The sequence below is a fragment of the Streptomyces rimosus subsp. rimosus genome (assembly GCF_000720725.1).
Taxonomy (GTDB): domain Bacteria; phylum Actinomycetota; class Actinomycetes; order Streptomycetales; family Streptomycetaceae; genus Streptomyces; species Streptomyces rimosus_A.
In genome coordinates this window covers 50,033-68,325 of record NZ_JOCQ01000019.1, presented here as the reverse complement: position 1 = coordinate 68,325, position 18,293 = coordinate 50,033, and the positions used below count along the sequence as shown (strand labels likewise).

At 73.0% G+C, this 18,293-nt stretch carries 16 protein-coding genes; 7 read left to right on the top strand and 9 right to left on the bottom strand.

What is annotated here, in order from left to right; all coding sequences use genetic code 11:
* Positions 1-162: 162 nt before the first annotated feature.
* On the bottom strand, positions 163-1,032 hold the full coding sequence (gene rsmI, locus IH45_RS0112715; protein ID WP_030666218.1) for a 16S rRNA (cytidine(1402)-2'-O)-methyltransferase: 870 nt from the start codon (positions 1,030-1,032) through the stop codon (positions 163-165).
* 112 nt (positions 1,033-1,144) lie between these two features.
* Between rsmI and IH45_RS0112710 the strand changes: the two genes are divergently transcribed.
* From IH45_RS0112710 to IH45_RS0112690, 5 genes are all read left to right on the top strand, one after another.
* Positions 1,145-2,866, top strand: coding sequence for a dolichyl-phosphate-mannose--protein mannosyltransferase (locus tag IH45_RS0112710; RefSeq protein ID WP_030666215.1), 1,722 nt, complete (start codon positions 1,145-1,147; stop codon positions 2,864-2,866).
* A 152-nt stretch (positions 2,867-3,018) separates the two neighbouring features.
* On the top strand, positions 3,019-3,366 hold the full coding sequence (locus tag IH45_RS0112705; RefSeq protein ID WP_030666212.1) for a hypothetical protein: 348 nt from the start codon (positions 3,019-3,021) through the stop codon (positions 3,364-3,366).
* 142 nt (positions 3,367-3,508) lie between these two features.
* Positions 3,509-5,161, top strand: a complete 1,653-nt coding sequence (locus IH45_RS0112700) for a penicillin-binding transpeptidase domain-containing protein (RefSeq protein ID WP_030666209.1) — start codon at positions 3,509-3,511, stop codon at positions 5,159-5,161.
* 213 nt (positions 5,162-5,374) lie between these two features.
* A complete protein-coding gene (locus IH45_RS0112695; protein WP_030666205.1) occupies positions 5,375-6,220 on the top strand; it encodes a DMT family transporter in 846 nt (281 codons plus the stop codon).
* Between the two features lie 135 nt (positions 6,221-6,355).
* Complete coding sequence (locus IH45_RS0112690; protein ID WP_030666202.1) at positions 6,356-7,747, top strand: carotenoid oxygenase family protein; 1,392 nt, start codon at positions 6,356-6,358, stop codon at positions 7,745-7,747.
* Here the strand turns inward: IH45_RS0112690 and IH45_RS0112685 are convergent.
* The 6 genes from IH45_RS0112685 to IH45_RS0112660 all read right to left on the bottom strand — a co-directional run bounded on the left by IH45_RS0112685 (position 7,737) and on the right by IH45_RS0112660 (position 12,906).
* Positions 7,737-8,564: an SDR family NAD(P)-dependent oxidoreductase gene (locus IH45_RS0112685; RefSeq protein WP_030666200.1), complete on the bottom strand. Its 828-nt coding sequence runs from the start codon at positions 8,562-8,564 to the stop codon at positions 7,737-7,739. The two genes, IH45_RS0112690 and IH45_RS0112685, sit on opposite strands and share 11 nt — an antisense overlap.
* A gap of 94 nt (positions 8,565-8,658) precedes the next feature.
* The gene (locus IH45_RS1000000148680; RefSeq protein WP_158813065.1) at positions 8,659-8,820 is read right to left on the bottom strand and encodes a hypothetical protein; all 162 of its coding nucleotides are present in this window, start codon (positions 8,818-8,820) and stop codon (positions 8,659-8,661) included.
* Positions 8,821-8,899: 79 nt separating this feature from the next.
* A complete protein-coding gene (locus IH45_RS0112675; RefSeq protein ID WP_050514787.1) occupies positions 8,900-10,114 on the bottom strand; it encodes a serine hydrolase domain-containing protein in 1,215 nt (404 codons plus the stop codon).
* An 89-nt stretch (positions 10,115-10,203) separates the two neighbouring features.
* A complete protein-coding gene (locus IH45_RS0112670; RefSeq protein ID WP_030666194.1) occupies positions 10,204-10,992 on the bottom strand; it encodes an energy-coupling factor ABC transporter ATP-binding protein in 789 nt (262 codons plus the stop codon).
* Positions 10,980-11,741, bottom strand: a complete 762-nt coding sequence (cbiQ, locus tag IH45_RS0112665) for a cobalt ECF transporter T component CbiQ (protein WP_030666192.1) — start codon at positions 11,739-11,741, stop codon at positions 10,980-10,982. Before cbiQ ends, IH45_RS0112670 begins: the two co-directional genes overlap by 13 nt.
* A gap of 1 nt (position 11,742) precedes the next feature.
* Positions 11,743-12,906, bottom strand: coding sequence for an energy-coupling factor ABC transporter permease (locus IH45_RS0112660; protein WP_030666189.1), 1,164 nt, complete (start codon positions 12,904-12,906; stop codon positions 11,743-11,745).
* Between the two features lie 150 nt (positions 12,907-13,056).
* Between IH45_RS0112660 and IH45_RS0112655 the strand changes: the two genes are divergently transcribed.
* A complete protein-coding gene (locus IH45_RS0112655; RefSeq protein WP_030666186.1) occupies positions 13,057-15,102 on the top strand; it encodes an MDR family MFS transporter in 2,046 nt (681 codons plus the stop codon).
* A 52-nt stretch (positions 15,103-15,154) separates the two neighbouring features.
* Here IH45_RS0112655 and IH45_RS1000000150610 read toward each other — a convergent pair whose 3' ends face one another.
* A complete protein-coding gene (locus IH45_RS1000000150610; RefSeq protein ID WP_032917326.1) occupies positions 15,155-15,907 on the bottom strand; it encodes an ANTAR domain-containing protein in 753 nt (250 codons plus the stop codon).
* A 59-nt stretch (positions 15,908-15,966) separates the two neighbouring features.
* The gene (locus tag IH45_RS0112645; RefSeq protein ID WP_158813063.1) at positions 15,967-16,638 is read right to left on the bottom strand and encodes an ANTAR domain-containing protein; all 672 of its coding nucleotides are present in this window, start codon (positions 16,636-16,638) and stop codon (positions 15,967-15,969) included.
* A gap of 301 nt (positions 16,639-16,939) precedes the next feature.
* Here IH45_RS0112645 and IH45_RS0112640 point away from each other — a divergent pair, with 301 nt between their 5' ends.
* Entirely contained in the window at positions 16,940-18,139 is a 1,200-nt protein-coding gene (locus IH45_RS0112640) for a serine hydrolase domain-containing protein (RefSeq protein WP_030666178.1), read from the top strand.
* Positions 18,140-18,293 lie beyond the last annotated feature (154 nt).

The window sequence follows — 18,293 nt, the reverse complement described above, 5'->3', positions numbered from 1 at the left end:
CTCTTGCCCGCTGGACAAGGTCTCCGGGGACGAACGTCCCACCTCCCAGGGAACGCCTTTCCCGGCGGTGGCGCAGCAGGGCATCCGACCTGTTGGCACAGATTTGGCGGGGTGTAGAGAGTGCGCCCGGCTGCGCGGCCCACGTTTTACTTTCCAGGCTAGTCATTTACCTTCCGCTGGGCCTGTTCGCGCCGCATTCTTTGCCGCCACGACCGCATCGAACACCTCGCGCTTGGGCAGGCCGGTCTCGGCGGCGACGGCCGCGATGGCCTCCTTGCGGCGCTCCCCGGCCTCCTCCCTGACGTGTACGCGGCGCACGAGTTCCTCGGGGCCGAGATCCTGCGGGCCGGTCTCCGGGGCGCCCTCCACGACGATGGTGATCTCACCGCGTACGCCGTCCGCCGCCCATGCGGCCAGGTCCTTCAGCGGCCCGCGCCGTACCTCCTCGTACGTCTTGGTCAGTTCGCGGCAGACCGCGGCGCGGCGGTCGGCGCCGAAGACCTCGGCCATCGCGGAGAGGGTGTCGTCCAGGCGGTGCGGGGCCTCGAAGTAGACGAGGGTGCGGCGCTCGTCGGCGACCTCGCCCAGCCGGGAGCGGCGCTCGCCGCCCTTGCGCGGCAGGAAGCCCTCGAAGCAGAACCGGTCCACGGGCAGGCCGGAGACGGCGAGCGCGGTGAGCACCGCGCTGGGGCCCGGCACCGCGGTGACCTTGATGCCGCGCTCGACGGCGGCGGCGACCAGCCGGTAGCCGGGGTCGGAGACGGAGGGCATGCCGGCGTCGGTGACGAGCAGGACGCGGGCGCCGGCTTCGAGGGCGTCGGCGAGTTCCGGGGTGCGGGCGGCCTCGTTGCCCTCGAAGTACGACACGACGCGGCCGGTCGTGTGCACACCGAGCGCCTGGGTCAGGCGGCGCAGCCGCCGGGTGTCCTCGGCGGCGATCACCTCGGCCGCGGCCAGTTCGGCGGCGAGCCGCGGCGGCGCGTCCGCCACGTCGCCGATGGGCGTCCCTGCAAGTACCAGCGTTCCAGTCACGCCCCCATCCTCCCAGCCGTACGGGTCGGACATCTCCCAGCGGCACTCCCAGCCGTACGACCGGCCGTGCCGCCCCCACGTCCCGCACAGGCCGCTTCCCTACGATGGGCCGGTGACGAGTGACACCGCGACAGACGCCCACAGCGCCGAGGAGCTCGCCGGTCAGCCCCGCCGGTGGCAGCGCAGGCTGCGCCGGTTCGGATACACCGGGGCGCCCGAGGCCGACGCCCGTGAGCGCCTGGTACCGGCGTTCCCCGAGCCGGGGAAGCGGATGTGGTCGGTGCTCGGCCTGGGCCCGGCCGCGGCGGGCCGGCTGGCGCGCTGGTCGGGCTGGGGCGGGCCGCTGCTGGTCGCGCTGTTCGCCGGGGTGCTGCGGTTCTGGAACCTGGGCAGCCCGGCGAAGGTGATATTCGACGAGACGTACTACCCCAAGGACGCCTGGTCGCTGCTCCAGTACGGCTACGAGGGCACCTGGGCGAAGAACGCCAACGACGCGCTGCTCGCCCACCCCCAGGAGATCCTGCTCTCGCCCGAGCACTCCTATGTCGTCCACCCGCCGCTGGGCAAGTGGATGATCGCACTGGGCGAGTGGGCGTTCGGCATGAACCCCTTCGGCTGGCGGTTCGTGGTGGCGCTGCTCGGCACGCTGTCGGTGCTGATGGTCTGCCGTATCGGCCGCCGGCTGCTGCGCTCGACGGCACTGGGCTGCCTGGCGGGCTTCCTGCTGGCGGTGGACGGTCTGCACTTCGTGATGAGCCGTACGGCGCTGCTGGACCTCATCGTCATGTTCTGGGTGGTGGCGGCGTTCGGCTGCCTGCTGGTGGACCGGGACCGTACCCGGGCGCGGCTGGCGGCGGCGCTGCCGGTCGGCGCGGACGGGCTGGCGCGGCCGGACGAGAAGGTGGGCGACGGGCTGCGGCTGGGGTGGCGGCCGTGGCGGCTGGCGGCCGGGCTGTGCCTGGGCCTGTCCGCGGCGAGCAAGTGGAACGGCCTGTACTACCTGGCGGCGTTCGCCGTGCTGATGGTGCTGTGGGACGCGGCCGGGCGGCGCACGGCGGGCGCGCGGCATCCGGTGCGCGCCGTGCTGCGCCGCGATCTGCTGCCCGCGTTCGTCTCGACGGTCGTGGTGGCGCTGGCCGCGTACCTGGTGACGTGGACCGGCTGGCTGGTCACCAAGGGCGGCTACTACCGGGACTGGGCCACCGCCACCCCGGAAGGGCGCGCGGGCGCGTCCTGGCTGCCGGACTGGCTGCGCAGCCTGTGGCACTACGAGACCGAGGTCTACGACTTCCACAAGGGCCTGTCCACGCCGCACACCTACCAGTCGAACCCGTGGAGCTGGCTGGTGCAGGGCCGGCCCGTCTCGTACTTCTACGAGGACCCCAAGATGGGGCACGACGGCTGCACGGCGGCCGAAGGCTGTGCGCGTGAAGTGCTCGCGCTGGGTACTCCCCTGCTGTGGTGGGCCGGGTGTTTCGCGCTTCTGTACGTGCTCTACCGCTGGCTGTTCAAGCGGGACTGGCGGGCGGGCGCCGTCGCCTGCGGCATCGCCGCGGGCTATCTGCCGTGGTTCCTGTACCAGGACCGGACGATCTTCCTGTTCTACGCGGTGGTGTTCGTGCCGTTCGTGTGCCTGGCGCTGGCCATGATGATCGGCGCGATCCTCGGCCCGCCGGGGTCGGGCGAACGGCGGCGCGCGGTGGGCGCGGTGGGCGCCGGGGTACTCGTCCTGCTCATCGTCTGGAACTTCATCTATTTCTATCCGCTCTACACCGGCCAGCCGATCCCCAAGAGCGCCTGGCACAACCGTATGTGGTTCGACACCTGGGTCTAGGCCGGCCGGTCGCAGGACACGACACGGCCGGAACCCGTACACCGAAAGCGCCGTCCGCGCAGCGGCGGCGGTCATACTTGGCCGTCATCGAACGATGCCGATCAATGCCGATCGCCGCCCTGGAGCCACGGACGGCCGGGGAGGGACCGTAATTGAGCAGCCCGCAGATCGTGTACGTCATCGAGCACAACAAGCCGGAGCAGGTCCAGGACCACGGTGCGCTGCGCACGGTCGCGCCCGCCTGCAAGGAGCTGGCCCTCGCGGTGTTCGTCGACATGGAGCAGGCCCGGGAGGAGGCCGAGACCTGGGCCGAACGGCAGCACTATCCCGGGCTGACCTGGCAGGAGAGCAACAACCCGCTGATCGGTGACGCGGTGGGGCTGACGGCCACCACCGAGGTCGACGGGCAGAAGACCGTGGTCTTCCGCGTCACCGCGATGGTGGTGGTCGAATCCCGGTACTGGTCGCCGCTCGCCACGAAGCGGCCGCCGGGGCGCTGAGGCGTCACCGGCGTCGCCCGTATCACCGACGTCGCCCGTATCACAGGGCCGAGACTCACCCCCGTACCCCGTGTCCCATAGAGTGCGCTGCACGTTCTTGTGTGCGTGCGGAAGAACGAGGATTCGGGAGGGGATCGGCGACATGCGCCGTGAGGTGAGGTACGGGCTGATCGGCGGGGCGGTGGCCCTGGTCGCGGGCGGCGTCGGCGGCTATACGCTGCTCGGCGGCTCCGGTGACGACGAGCGGCCCCAGCAGGTCCGCGCCGCCCAGGACGGCAAGCCCGAGGGCGCGCCCGCGGTGAAGTCCGGCCCGCTGTCCGCCGCCGAAGTGACCGGCACCGCCGGGAAGTTCCTGGACGCCTGGAAGGCGGGGACCGCCGACAAGGCCGCCGCGCTCACGGACGACGCGAAGACGGCGGCCGCCGCCCTGACCGCGTACCCGAAGCAGACCCATTTCACGGACCTGAAGCTGACGCCCGGCAAGGCCACCGGCGACAAGGTCGCCTACACCGTCAGCGCGCAGATCTCGTACAAGGACATGAAGGAGCCGGTCTCCTACGCGACTTCACTGACCGTCAAGCGCGACCAGGAGACCGGTGAGCCGCGCGTCGCCTGGGCGCCGAGCGTGCTGCACCCCAAGCTGGGCAAGGGCGACGTGCTGCGCACCGGCGAGTCCGAGGCGCCGCCCATCAAGGCGGTGGACCGCAACGGTGCCGAGCTGACCAAGGAGGCGCACCCGGCGCTGGCCGGGGTGCTGGACAGTCTGCGCGACAAGTTCGGCAAGAAGACGGACGGCAAGCCGGGCGTCGAGCTGTTCGTCGACCGGCCCGGCGGCGACAAGGCGCAGAAGCCCGACGAGACGCTGAAGGTGCTCTCCAAGGGCAGGCCCGGCACGCTGAAGACCACGCTGGACGCCAAGGTGCAGGAGGCGGCCGAGAAGGCGGTCAAGGGCAAGCCGAAGGCGTCCGCGGTCGCCCTCAAGCCGAGCACCGGCGAGATCCTGGCCATCGCCAACTCGCCGGAGAAGGGCTTCAACACGGCCACCCAGGGCTCGCTGGCGCCCGGCTCCACAATGAAGATCGTGACGGCCTCGATGCTGATCGACAAGGGGCTGACGGCGCCGGACAAGCCGCACCCGTGCGAGAAGTTCGTGACGGTCGGCGGCTGGAAGTTCCAGAACCTGAACGAGTCCGAGATCAAGAACGGCACCTTCGCGCAGAGCTTCGCCGCGTCCTGCAACAACGCGTTCATCTCCATGGCGCCCAAGCTCAAGGACGACGACCTGACGCAGCAGGCGCGCGACGTCTTCGGCATCGGCCTGAACTGGCAGACCGGCATCCCCACCTTCGACGGCGCGGTACCGGTGCAGAGCGACGCGCAGATGGCCGCCTCGCTGATCGGGCAGGGCGGGGTGCGGATGAACCCGCTGACCGTCGCCTCGGTCGCGGCGACCGTCCAGAACGGCGGCTTCCACCAGCCGTACATCGTCGCGCCCTCGCTCGACAACCGGTCGCTCGCCAAGGCCCCGCGCACGATGAAGGCGGGCACCGCGTCGGCCCTGAAGTCCCTGATGAAGCTGACCGCCACGTCCGGTACGGCGGCGGAGGCGATGTCCGGGCTCAGTGGTGACATCGGCGCGAAGACCGGTTCTGCGGAGGTGGACGGCCAGGAGAAGCCGAACGCCTGGTTCACCGCCTACCGCGGCGACATGGCCGCGGCGGCCGTCGTCCCGGCCAGCGGCCACGGCGGCTCGAACGCCGGGCCGGTCGTCCGGTCGATCCTGTCGGCGGGCTGAGGCTCCCCGGCCGGGGGCGGCCCTTCCGCGGAAGAACGCAAGAGCCGCCCCACCCGGGGTGATCTGCCCCACCCCTCCCGTTCACCATCGCGTGGCCCGTACACCTAGAGCTAGCGTGCGGGCCATGCGCCATTTCCCGTACGGTCACCAAGCTCCCCGCCCGCCGGCCCCGCACGCCCGGAACCGCGCGGCCGACATACGCGAGCGGCCCGCATGAGCCCCCTGGTCGTCGCGGCGGTCCTGATCGCCGCCGTCACGCACGCCAGCTGGAACGCGATCGCCCACAACATCAAGGACCAGCTGCTCGCCTTCACGCTGGTCGGTGGCGGCGGCGCGCTCTGCGGGGCCGTGCTGGCCTGCTTCTCGCCGCTGCCCGCGGCCGGCGCCTGGCCGCCGCTCCTCGCCTCCGTCGTTCTGCACATCGTCTACCAGGTCCTGCTGATGCAGTCGTTCCGGCTGGGCGAGTTCGGGCAGATGTACCCCATCGCGCGCGGCACCGCGCCACTGGTCGTCACGGTCCTGGCCGCCGTCTTCGTCGGCGAGGTGCCGGACGCGTGGGGCGTCGCCGGTGTGGCGCTCGCCTCGGCGGGCCTGGTCGGCGTCGCGCTCTGGGGCATCCGCGGCTCGGGGGCGAAGCCGCACTGGCCCGCCCTGGTCGCCGCGCTCGCCACCGGCCTGGCCATAGCGTCGTACACCACGGTGGACGGCGTGGGCGTCCGCGCCTCCGGCACCGCCCCCGGCTACATCGCCTGGCTGATGATCCTGGAGGGCCTGGCCGTCCCCGCCTACGCCCTGGCCACCCGCCGCCGCGCCCTGCTCACCCAGCTCCGCCCGACGGCCCTGCGCGGCCTGGCCGGCGGCGTCCTCTCCGTCTTCGCCTACGGTCTGGTCCTGTGGGCCCAGACCCAGGCCGCGCTGGCCCCCATCGCCGCCCTCCGCGAGTCCTCGATCATCGTCGGCGCCGCCATCGGCACCCTGTTCTTCAAGGAGCGCTTCGGCGCTCCGCGCCTGGTGGCGGCGGGGCTGATGGTGGCGGGGATCGCGTTGATGCTGCGTTAGGTACGGGCGTCGCGCTTCCGCTTGCCCATCTTGGAGGGGGACGGCGGCGGCTGACGCACGCGAAAAGAACAAGACTGCCGCCGCAAACCCGGCTGCGGGACCCTGGCCGCACCGCCCCACGGCAGGAGACCGCAGATGACCACGCCATCAGGCTCTCCCACACCCCTGCACCTCTCCGGCAACAACGCACCGATCGCCACCGAAGCCACCCACCTGCCCAGCGAGGTGACCGGCACCATCCCCAGGGAGCTGTGCGGCCAGTACTTCCGCAACGGGCCCAACCCGCGCAGCGGCTGGTCACCCCACTCCTTCGCCGGCGACGGCATGCTCCACACCGTCGCGCTGGCCGACGGCCGCGCCGGCTGGTACCGCAACCGCTACGTCCGCACCCCGCTGTACGAGCAGCCCGGCGTCTCCCGCTTCGCGCTCGCCTACGACCCGGCCACCTCACGGATCGACTACCGCGTCACCACGGCCAACACCCACCTGATCGCCCACGCCGGCCGGCTCTTCGCTCTCGAAGAGGGCGGCTTCCCCTACGAGGTCACCCCCGACCTGGCGACTCTCGGAGTCTTCACCTTCAACGGGGCGCTCACCACCCCCATGACCGCCCACCCCAAGACCTGTCCCCGCACCGGGGAACTGCACTTCTTCGGCTACCGGCTGCGGCCCCCGTACCTGACCTACTACCGGGCCTCCTCGACCGGCGACGTGCTCCAGAAGCAGACCGTGGACCTGCCGCGGGCGGTCATGATGCACGACTTCGCCCTCACCGCCCGCCACGTCGTCTTCATGGACCTGCCCGTCGTCTTCGACGCCGAGCGGGCCGCCACCGGCGACCCGCCCTGGCGATGGGACGACGGGCACCGCGCCCGCTTCGGCGTCCTGCCCCGGGCCCGGCAAGGCGCCCCCGTACGGTGGTTCGACGTCACCCCCTGCTTCGTATGGCACACGATGAACGCCTTCGAGGCCGACGGGACGATCACCCTCACCGGTACTCGCGTCCCGTCCCTGTGGCGCCAGGGGCCGGCGGACCTCGGCGGCGGCCTGCCCGTCCTGCACCAGTGGGAGCTGCACCTGGCCACCGGCAAGGTCACCGAGACTCCGCTGGACGACGCGCCCAGCGAATACCCCCGCATCGCCGACACCGTCATCGGCCTGCGCCACCGCTACGGCTACACCGCCGGGTTCACCCTGGACGCCGAGCCCCGGCACGCCGAGATCCACAAGTACGACCTGGCCCGTGGCGCCCTGCGCAGCACCCATCGCTTCCCCGACGGCCACACCTGCGGGGAGCCCGTCTTCGTCCCCCGCGCCGTTGCGGTCCCCGGCCGGGAAGACGACGGATACCTCCTGACGTTCGCCCACGACCGCGCCTGCGGCACCAGCTACCTGGCCATCCTGGACGCCGCCGACCTCGGCGCCGCGCCAGTCGCCGAGGTCCACGTGCCCGTGCGTATACCGGCGGGCTTCCACGGCAACTGGGTCCCCGGCACGCGCCCCACCGCGCGCCGGTTCACCGGCTGAAAGCGAACCGCTCCGGACCGCCCCCGCGCAGCGCGTCGCGCAGTGCCGCGTTGCTGGTCAGGATGCCGCCGTCCACCGGGAGCGTGACGCCGGTGATCCAGGCGGCGTCGGAGGAGGCCAGGAAGGCGACGGCGGCGGCGATGTCGTCGGGGCGGCCGACCCGGCCCAGGGGGTAGACGGCCGCGGCGCGCTTCAGGGAGTCGGGGCGGTCGGCCCAGTTCGGGGTGTCGACGGTGCCCGGGGCGACCAGGTTGACCCGTACGCCCCGGGCCGCCGCCTCGCCCGCGAGCGTACGGGTGAGGGAGGCCAGGCCCGCCTTGGCGGCGCTGTAGGCGTGGTTGCCGAAGTCCTGCTCGCCGTTGACCGAGCCGACGCTGACGATCGCGCCGCGGCCGTCGGCGGCGGCGAGGTGGGGCAGCGCGGCGCGGGCGCAGCGGAAGGCGCCGCCGAGGGTGACGTCCAGGTCACCGGCCCAGTCCTCGTCCCGGTACGTCTCGAAGCGCGGCGGGTCGGGCAGGCACCGGTGGGCGCTGTTGACCAGCACGTCGAGCCCGCCGAAGCGGTGCACGGCGTGTGCGACGGCCGCGTCGACGGCGGTCCGGTCCGCCACGTCGCAGGCCAGCGCCTCGGCGGTGCCGCCGCTGTCCCGTACGGGGGCGCTCTCGCGGATCCGGGCGGCCGCCTGCCCGGCGCGCTCCCCGTCCAGGTCGGTGACCAGGACCCGCGCACCCTCGGTGGCGAGCCGCAGCGCGGTGGCCTCGCCGATGCCCCGGCCGGCGCCGGTGATCAGTACGCTGTAGCCGTCGAATCGCCTCATGCGCACACCTTGGCGCATGGGCCTCAGGAGCAACAGACCGCGTGGACGTGCGGTGTTCCGCGTGCCCGGTGGGCGGCCCGGGCCGGGCGCCCGGTCAGTACCGCTTCGGCGCCGGCTTCGGCTTCTCGCCGCGTACGGACGGCTGGTCCGCGTTGACCTCCTCGGCGCTGCGGTCCCGCTCGCTGCGCCGCGGCTCCGGCTTGTCCCGGTCGGGCCCGGCCTCCCGGGGGTCCTTCATCTTCCGCTCGTCGGCCATGTCGGCTCCTTCGGGTGCGGTGGGGTGTCAGGCGTACGGGTGCCCCACCCGTCACTTACGACACGTCCGTCCCGCACGCTCAGGCGTCGAGCGCGCCCCGCAGCGCCCGCACCAGCGCCTGCGCGCGCGGGTCGGCCGTCACGTTCTGCTGCATGCCGTTGGTGACGTAGCCGAAGGCCGTACCGGACTCGGGGTCCGCGAAGGCCAGGCAGCCGCCGCGGCCGGGGTGGCCGAAGGAGCCGGGGGCCAGCAGCGGCGAGGCGGGGCCGTGCAGCATGTAGCCGAGGCCGAAGCGGGTGTTCACGACGAGGGTGCGGTCCGGGCCCGCCGACTCCTCCGTACGGGCCAGGGTGAGCGTGGCGGGCGCGAAGAGGCGGGGGTGGCCGTCGACGGGGCCGATGAGCGCCGCGTAGCAGCGGGCCAGGGCGCGGGCGGTGGCGATGCCGTTGGAGGCGGGGAGCTCGGCGGCGCGGTAGGCGTCGGCGTTCTCGTCGGGGGCCGGGGTGATGGCGCCGAAGGCGCGCCGGGTGAGGGAGGCGGGGTCGCAGTAGGCGTCGGCGACGTCGCGCTTGGGGCGGACGCGCAGTCCGGCCGCGGCCGGCGGGGCGGGCGCCTCGACATCGGCCAGGCGGCCGGCGCGGGCGCGCGCGTCGGCGGGGGCGCCGACCCACAGCTCCAGGCCGAGCGGCCCGGATATCTCGTCGGATATCCAGGTGCCGATGCTGCGGCCGGTGACCCGCAGGACCAGCTCGGCCAGCAGCCAGCTGTACGTCTGGGCGTGGTAGCCGTGCTCGGCGCCGGGCGTCCAGGCGGGGGCCTGGGCGGCGAGGGCGGCGGGGCCGCTGACGCCGTCGAGGGCCTGTTCCGGGGTGAGCGGGGTGTCCAGTACGGGCAGGCCCGCGCGGTGCGAGAGGAGGTGGCGGACCAGGACGCGGTCCTTGCCGGCGGTCTTGAACTCGGGCCAGTACGTGCCGACGGGCGCGTCCAGGTCGAGCAGGCCGCGCTGGTGCAGCAGCAGCGGCACGATGGCCGCGACGCCCTTGGTGGCGGAGCGGATGACCTGGGCGGTGTCCGCTTCCCAGGGGGCGCCGCCGTCCGTACCCCCGTCGGGGCCGTCCGCGTCCCGGCTGCCGCCCCACAGGTCGACGATCTTGCGACCGTGCCGGTAGACGGCGACAGCCGCGCCGCGCTCCCCGCGCCGCGCGAAGTTGGCCGCGAAGGCGTCGCGGACCGGCTCGAAGCCGTCCTCGACCGTGCCCTGGACGTCCACCACTGTTTCCCGCTTCCCACTCATCCGTCGCGTTTGTGACCTATCAATGGTGCAACGCGCGGATCAGTGCTGGTGACCAGGGGCGTCGGCGAACGCGGTGTCCAGGGGTGCCCTCAGGACGTGGGGATCGTCACAGAGCGCGGGTCGAATCCGAAGGGGAGTTCGAGTCGGTGCGCGGCCATCAGGTCCGCGTCGCTCAGCAGTTCCTGTGTCGGCCCGTCGGCGGCGATGACGCCTTCGGACAGCACGACGCTGCGCGGGCACAGTTCGAGCGCGTACGGCAGGTCGTGTGTGACCATCAGCACCGTCACGTCCAACACCCGCAGGATGTCCGCCAGTTCACGGCGCGAGGCGGGGTCGAGGTTGGACGACGGCTCGTCCAGGACGAGGATCTCCGGGCGCATCGCGAGCACCGTCGCGACCGCGACCCGGCGGCGCTGCCCGAAGGAGAGGTGGTGCGGCGGGCGGTCGGCGAACTCCGCCATGCCGACCCGGCCGAGCGCTTCCGTCACCCGCGCGTCGAGGGCCGCGCCGCGCAGCCCGGCCGCGGCGGGCCCGAACGCCACGTCCTCCCGGACGGTGGGCATGAACAGCTGGTCGTCGGGGTCCTGGAAGACGATGCCGACGCGGCGGCGGATCTCGGCGAGGTGCCGCCGTACGACGGGCAGCCCGGCGACCGTGACCGTGCCGGCACCGGGCGCGAGGATGCCGTTCAGGTGCAGGACGAGCGTGGTCTTGCCCGCGCCGTTCGGGCCGAGCAGCGCGACCCGCTCGCCGCGCGCCACGGTCAGGTCGACACCGAAGAGGGCCTGGTGGCCGTCGGGGTAGGCGTAGGCCAGCCCGGCGATCTTCAGGGAGGGCGCGGGGGCCGTACGTACGGGTGCGGTGGTCACAGCGTCCATCCCAGCAGGCAGACGGCGAGGGCGGCGGCGGGCAGGGCGGCGGCCCGCGACCACTGCCCACCGGTCGCGGGGGCGGCGTCCGGTACGGGCAGGGTGCCCGTGTAGCCGCGGCTGACCATGGCGAGGTGGACGCGTTCGCCGCGCTCGTAGGAGCGGATGAACAGGGCGCCGGCGGACTTCGCGAGGACGCCCCAGTGGCGTACGCCGCGCGCCTCGAAGCCGCGGGAGAGGCGGGCGATGCGCATCCGCCGCAGCTCGTCGGCGATGACGTCGCCGTACCGGATCATGAACGAGGCGATCTGGACGAGCAGCGGCGGCATCCGCAGCCGTTGCAGGCCGAGCAGCAGACCGCGCAGTTCGGTGGTGGCGGCCAGCAGGACGGAGGCGGCGACGCCGAGCGTGCCCTTGGCGAGGATGTTCCAGGCGCCCCAGAGCCCGGACTCGCTCAGGGACAGCCCGAGGATATGCACCCGCGGCCCGGTGGCGACGAACGGCATCAGGACCGCGAACGCCACGAACGGCACCTCGATGAGCAGCCGCTTCAGCAGGAACCCGGCGGGCACTCGCGCCGCCGCTGCCACCGCGGCGAGCAGCAGCGCGTACAGGGCGAAGGCCCACAGGGCGGTGCGCGGGGTGGCGACGACGGCCAGGACGAAGCAGAGGACCGCGGCGATCTTGCAGTGCGGCGGCAGTGCGTGCACCGGCGAGTGCGCGGGCCGGTAGAGCTTGTGGGCGTGCCCGGCACCCATGTCAGGCCGACTCCGGCGTGTGCCGCGGCTGCGTGGCGTCTCCGGTGGCGGCATCCGCCACGGCGGTGTCCCGGGCCGCGCCACGCCGCCGCCGTACGACGACGAAGACCCCGGTCCCGACGGCGAGCGTCGCCCCCACCCCGATCACCCCGGCGAGCCCGCCCGAGATCCGCGGGTTCGCGATGTCCTTGACGCTGTAGTCGGCCAGCGGCGAGTCCTTCGCCGCGTGGTCCTCTGCCTTGGCGTCCATGCCTTCGTCCTGGGCGACCTTCTCCAGGCCGTCCGGGCTGGTGGAGGCGTAGTAGCTGACGCCGCCCGCGCAGACGAGCGCGGCGGCGACCCCGGCCAGCCAGACGCGGCGGGTGGAGCGCCGGGCGGCGACGGGCCGCGGGGCGTCGGGCGTGTCCGCCGGCTCTCCGGAAGGCTCCCGCCCTGCCGCGGGCCCGGCCAAGGGGGAAGTCCGCAGTTCGAGCGGCTTGGCCAGCCCGCGCGCCCCGTACACGAGGTCGGGGCGCACGGCGAGGACCGCGCCGACGGTCAGCGCGGTGATGGCAGCCTCGCCGAGGCCGATGAGGACGTGCACGCCGGTCATGGCCGCGAAGACGGTGCCGATCGGTACGTCGGTGGTGCCGCCCAGCGCGTACATGCCGGTGAAGGCGACGGCGGCGGCCGGTACGGAGACGGCCGCGGCCACGAAGGCCGCGGCCGTGACCGCGCGGCGCCCGCGCGGCAGCACCTTGACCAGGCCGCGGAAGATCCCGTACGCGACGAGGACGGTCACCACCGCCATGTCGGTGATGTTCACGCCCAGCGCGGTCAGCCCGCCGTCCGCGAAGAGCACGCCCTGCATGAGCAGCACGACGGAGACGCAGAGCACTCCTGTGTACGGGCCGACGAGGATCGCGGCCAGCGCGCCGCCGAGCAGGTGTCCGCTGGTCCCGGCGGCGACGGGGAAGTTGAGCATCTGCACGGCGAAGATGAAGGCGGCGACCAGCCCGGCGAGCGGCGCGGTGCGCTCGGCGCCGGGTGCGAGGTCCGGCCCGTCCGGCCGGTGGCCGCCCAGTTCGCGGCGGGCGCCGCGCAGGCTGACCGCGACGGCGGCAGCGGCGAGGACACCGGCGGCGGCCGAAACGGGGGCGTCGATGAATCCGTCGGGTACGTGCATCAGGGTCTCCGCTCAGCCGCGCAGTCCTCTCATCGTGGACGTACTGCAAACGGGTCGCAAGAGCCCACGGGCCGCGAAACCGCAACGGTGCGTCACCCCCGCGGCAGCAAAAGGTGGCGAAGCGGGCCATTGGCGCAAAGGCTTGGACGCATGACCACGGCCGCCGCGCACGCCCCCGCCCCCGAAGCGCGCAGCGCTCCGCCCGCGCTCAGCCGCCGCCGTACCAACCTCGTCTTCACCACGATCGTGCTCGGCATGCTGCTGGCCGCGCTCGACCAGACGATCGTGTCGACCGCGCTGCCCACGATCGTGGCCGATCTGGGCGGCGGCGGGCACATGGCGTGGGTGGTGACGGCGTACCTGCTGGCGGAGACCGTCTCGACGGTGCTGGTCGGCAAGTTCGGCGACCTCTTCGGCCGGAAGATCATCTTTCAGGTGAGCGCGGTGGTCTTCGTCGGCGGCTCCATCCTGGCCGGCGCCTCCACGTCGATGCTGATGCTGGTCGTCGCCCGCGCCGTGCAGGGCGTCGGCGGCGGTGGCCTGATGGTCACCGCGATGGCGCTGATCGCCGACGTCATCCCGCTGCGCGAACGCGGCAAGTACCAGGGCGCGCTGGGCGCCGTCTTCGGCGTGACGACCGTCGTCGGGCCCACCCTGGGCGGCCTGTTCACCGACCACGCGTCCTGGCGCTGGTGCTTCTACGTCAACATCCCCATCGCGATCGTCATGGTCGTCATGGCGGCCCGCACGATCCCGGCCGTCCGGTCCGCCGTACGCCCGCTCATCGACTACCTCGGCATCGTGCTGGTCGCGCTGGGCGCCTCCGGGCTGGTCCTCGGCCTGGAGTGGGGCGGCAACGAGTACGCCTGGGGCTCGGCGGTCATCATCGGGCTGTTCGCCGGCTCGGCGGTATTGCTGGCCGCCTTCGTCGTCGTGGAGCTGCGGGCCAAGGAACCGATGCTCCCCATGCACCTGTTCCGCAACCCCGTCTTCACCGTCTGCTCGGTACTCAGCTTCATCGTCGGCTTCGCGATGCTCGGCGCGATGACGTACCTGCCGACGTACCTCCAGTTCGTGGACGGGGTGTCGGCAACCATGTCGGGCGTGCGGACGCTGCCGATGGTCGCCGGGCTGCTGGGCACCTCGATGCTCTCCGGCGTCGTCGTCAGCCGCACCGGCCGCTACCGCGTCTTCCCCATCATCGGTACGGCAGTGATGTGCCTCGGCCTGTACCTGATGTCCACCATGGGCGCGGACACCGGTGTATGGCTGGAGTCGCTGTACATGTTCGTGCTCGGCCTGGGCATCGGCCTGGCCATGCAGGTCCTGACGATCGCCGTGCAGAACACGGTCAACTACCACGAGCTGGGCTCGGCGACCTCCGGCGTGACCTTCTTCCGTACCCTCGGCTCCTCCTTCGGCACCGCCGTCTTCGGCACGCTCTACAGCAACCGCCTCGAACCCAACCTGAAGGCGGCCCTGGCCAGGTCCCCGGGCGTGCCACCGGAAGCCGCCGCGAGCCCCCAGGCCCTGCACCGCCTGCCCAACGCGCAGGCCAGACCGGTGATCGACGCGTACGCGGACACCGTCAACCACGTCTTCCAGTGGGTGGTGCCGGTCGCGCTGGCCGGGTTCCTGGTGGCGTGGTTCCTCAAAGAAGTACCGCTGCGGGACAGCGCGCGGGCCGCGGCCGGCGACCTGGGCGAGGGCTTCGCGGCGCCCGACTCCACCGACTCCGACCAGCAGCTGGAGCGCGCGGTGGCCCGGGTGATGCGCAAGGCGGAGGGCCCGGTGAGCCTGGAGGTGCTGGCCGCGTCCGGCAGCCCGCTCACACCCGGCCAGGCATGGGCGCTGGGCCAGATCCACTGGCGTACGCGCATCCACGGCGAGACGTCCCTGACGGCCGTCGCCCAGGCGCACCGGATGCCCGACGAGGTCCTGGAGCCGATCTTCACCCGGGTGGTGAAGTCCGGCTACGCACGCTACGGGGACAACGGCCGCCTGGAGCCGACCGAGGCGGGCCGCACCGAGATCGACCGGCTGATCGTCGCCTGGCGCGGCTGGCTGGACGACCGCCTGGAGGGCTGGACCGCCGAGGACCCCGAGGACCGCGCCCGCCTGGCCCGCGCACTGGACAACATGGCGGCCCGGCTGCTGGACGAGGACTCCTCACACCGGGAGCGGACGGCGGTGTGAGGGCCGGGCCCCCCGTACGTACCGGCCGGGGCGCCCTGCACGGCGCACGGACCTACTCCGGTGTGGTGTCGCCGACCCGGTACCGGGGAGCGGACGACGGTACGGGAAGCGCGCCGGTGGCCACGACACCACGTGCTACGGCGGTGAGCAGCAGGTGGTGGTGGCGGGCGTGGCGGCGCATGGTTTCGAAGGCGGTGGTCAGGGAGATGCGGCGGCGGGCGGCAAGGAATCCTTTGGCCTGTTCGATGAGGATGCGGCTGTGCAGGGCTGTGTGGAGCTGTTCGTTGACCGTGTGCGCGTTCTGGAGGGTGCGGGCGTGGAGGAGGCCGATGGTGGCCGCGTCGGCGAATGCCTGGGCCACGGCCAGATCGTCGGGGGGCAGGGGGCTGTCCGTGGTGCGCAGGAGCAGCAGACTGCCGAGGGTCTCCTGACGTAACCGCAGAGGGACGGCGCTGGCGTAGGTGTAGCCGGCAGCCCTGGCCGGTACGGCGAAGTCGTGCCAGGCGGCGGGCGCGGTGGCGAGGTGGCCGGGCGCGATGGCCGTGGCGCAGCGGTAGGCGTCGTGGGCAGGGCCGGCGCGCACGGCGAGGTCCAGGACCTCGGAGAGGGCGGGGCTGGGGTCGCAGGGCGCCGGACTGTACAGCTGCGGTCCCGGGTAGGCCAGTACGACCGCGGCATCGGTGACGGCGAAGATGTCGCAGCAGCGGATGGTCAGCTGCTGCAGGAAGTCGATGACGTCGAAGTCGGCGACGAGGGTGTCGGCGAGTTCCACGAAGGTCCGGCTGATCTTCTCTTCCCTGCTCATGTCCTTGGCTCCTGGGTGCGTGACGCGGACCGCGGTGGCGCGGCCGCCGGGGCGGCGGGTTACGGAGGGAGAGCCCGCAGGATCGCGCGGGCGGTGTCGTGCAGGGGCTGGCCGGAGGCGAAGGCCCGGGCCCGCAGCCGTAGCAGCGCCTCCTCCAGCGGGACGCCGAGCTGGCAGCTGAGCACGCCGGTGGCCTGGTGCACCTCGGTCCGGTGCAGGTCGACCGCGCCCGCGGTTCCCGGCCCGTTGCCGGCTTCGTCGGTGTCCGGCCGCCAGGCCAGCACCCGGCCTGCCAGCGCGTCGGCCACCAGCAGCCCGTCCGCGACCTGTTGGCCGGTCAGCGGCCCCGGCGTCCGGCGGTACCCGGTCAGGGTGCCGAGCTGTGCGCCCCCGGAACGGACGGGCCACACGAACACGGCGCGCACGCCCAGGGATCCGGCTTCGTCGGCGAACTGCGGCCACCGGCCGCCGGCGCCCCCGGCCAGATCCGCCACGTGGCAGGTCACCTCGTCGAAGTCCGCCGTCAGCCCCGGCCCCTCGCCGAGGGTGAACTGGGCGTCCTCCAGCCGCGCGCTGATGTCGTCGCTGAACCAGACCAGCTCGGCGCCCCGCCGCAGGGAGACCGCGATCCCCTCCAGCCCCAGCGCATGCGCGCACCGAACTGCCCACACGCGGCGCTCCCGCGCGCCGGCAGCCCGCTCCAGACCCGCGAGCAATTCCTGCACAGACATCTGGTGCCTCACCATGGGGGTTCCGCGCGGACGGGCCCGTCCCGCCCCCCGGGACGGCCGCGTTCCACACCGGGCAGATTACTCGCCAACGGGGTTACCGGGGCCCCGACTTGACGGCTTCAACAGGCACCTTTCCGCAATCGCGGCGGCGCCCGCACACCAGCGGACAGCGTCACCGGTCCGGGGATATGACACCGGTTCCGGCACCGCTGCGCTCCCGCCCCGACCCGCCCTGGACGGAGCGGCGAGCCGCAGTTAGCTTGCCAGGGCAACCGTCTTTCCCCGTGAGGAGCCGGCGACCGTGACCACAGCCGTTCAAGGCACCTGCGCCCCCGAGTTCGCAACCGTACGGGACGAGTTCGCGCGCAACTTCGCCGAACGCGGCGAGGTGGGCGCGGCGCTCGCGGTGGTCCGGGACGGTGAGTTCGTCGTCGATCTGTGGGGCGGACACGCCGACGCGGACCGTACCCGCGCCTGGGAGCGCGACACCCTGGTCAACGTCTACTCGACGAGCAAGGGCATGACCGCGCTCTGCGCCCATCTGCTCGCCGACCGCGGCGAGTTGGACCTGGACGCGCCGGTCTCCCGCTACTGGCCGGAGTTCGCGCAGGCCGGAAAGGGTGACATACCGGTGCGCTGGCTGCTCTCGCACCGCGCGGGCCTCATCGGGCCGCGGGAGCGCCTGACACCCGAGGACGTCTACGACTGGGAGAAGACGTGCGCGGTGCTGGCCGCCACCGAGCCGTGGTGGGAGCCGGGCACGGCGCAGGGCTATCACGCCGTCAGCTTCGGTTTTCTGGTCGGTGAGGTGGTGCGGCGGATCACCGGGCTCTCGCTCGGCACGTTCCTGCGTACGGAGATCACCGGACCGCTCGGCGCCGACCTGTACATCGGCACCCCGGCCGCCGAGCACCACCGCTGCGCCCGGATGATCGGCCTGGGCGGCGACGGCACCCTCAACAGCTCGTTCCCCGGGGTGCCGGACGGGACCATCCGGTCCCTGGACGTCCACCCGTTCGCCCCGCTGGCGCTCGCCATGCGCCACCTGCCCGCGGGCGACGTGAACAGCGCCGCGTGCCGCTCGGCCGAGATCCCCGCCTCCAACGGGAACGCGACCGCGCGCGGTCTGGCGGCGGTCTACCGTGCGCTGACCGACGGCGAACTGGTCGGCCCCGGCACCCTCGCCGCGCTGCGGGAGCGGCAGAGCCGGCCCGACGAACCCGACCTGGTGCTCAGCGCGTTCGTGCCGGATTCCGCCCTGCCGTTCGCCTGGGCCGGCGGCTACATGCTCAACACGGCCGGCTTCTACGGTCCGAACCGGGCGGCCTTCGGCCACGGCGGCGCGGGCGGCTCGCTCGCCTTCGCCGACCCGGAGAACCGGCTGGCGTACGCGTATGTGATGAACAAGTTCGGAGGCGGCACGACGGGCGACGACACCCGCAACCTGTCGCTGGTCGAGGCGGTGTACGCGGCGCTGGGGCCGTCCGGGAGCTCCGCCTGAGTCCACGGACACGCCACGGACTTGCCCCGGACACGCCACGAGCACGCCAGGAGAACGCCACGGCCCGGCGACCGCCCCCGTACCGTACGGGAGCCGTCGCCGGGCCGTGTCCCGCGCCGCTCCCCGTCCCCACGGGGCGGCGGCGTCGCCGGGA

What these genes read in the sequence shown, in the direction of transcription:
- IH45_RS0112675 (WP_050514787.1), bottom strand. Translation starts at nt 10,114, where the DNA reads ATGAGTGGGAAGCGGGAAACAGTGGTGGACGTCCAGGGCACGGTCGAG.
- cbiQ (WP_030666192.1), bottom strand. Translation starts at nt 11,741, where the DNA reads ATGGGTGCCGGGCACGCCCACAAGCTCTACCGGCCCGCGCACTCGCCG.
- IH45_RS1000000150610 (WP_032917326.1), bottom strand. Translation starts at nt 15,907, where the DNA reads ATGAGCAGGGAAGAGAAGATCAGCCGGACCTTCGTGGAACTCGCCGAC.
- IH45_RS0112660 (WP_030666189.1), bottom strand. Translation starts at nt 12,906, where the DNA reads ATGCACGTACCCGACGGATTCATCGACGCCCCCGTTTCGGCCGCCGCC.
- IH45_RS0112695 (WP_030666205.1), top strand. Translation starts at nt 5,375, where the DNA reads ATGAGCCCCCTGGTCGTCGCGGCGGTCCTGATCGCCGCCGTCACGCAC.
- IH45_RS1000000148680 (WP_158813065.1), bottom strand. Translation starts at nt 8,820, where the DNA reads ATGGCCGACGAGCGGAAGATGAAGGACCCCCGGGAGGCCGGGCCCGAC.
- IH45_RS0112700 (WP_030666209.1), top strand. Translation starts at nt 3,509, where the DNA reads ATGCGCCGTGAGGTGAGGTACGGGCTGATCGGCGGGGCGGTGGCCCTG.
- IH45_RS0112690 (WP_030666202.1), top strand. Translation starts at nt 6,356, where the DNA reads ATGACCACGCCATCAGGCTCTCCCACACCCCTGCACCTCTCCGGCAAC.
- IH45_RS0112645 (WP_158813063.1), bottom strand. Translation starts at nt 16,638, where the DNA reads ATGTCTGTGCAGGAATTGCTCGCGGGTCTGGAGCGGGCTGCCGGCGCG.
- IH45_RS0112670 (WP_030666194.1), bottom strand. Translation starts at nt 10,992, where the DNA reads ATGGACGCTGTGACCACCGCACCCGTACGTACGGCCCCCGCGCCCTCC.
- IH45_RS0112685 (WP_030666200.1), bottom strand. Translation starts at nt 8,564, where the DNA reads ATGAGGCGATTCGACGGCTACAGCGTACTGATCACCGGCGCCGGCCGG.
- IH45_RS0112655 (WP_030666186.1), top strand. Translation starts at nt 13,057, where the DNA reads ATGACCACGGCCGCCGCGCACGCCCCCGCCCCCGAAGCGCGCAGCGCT.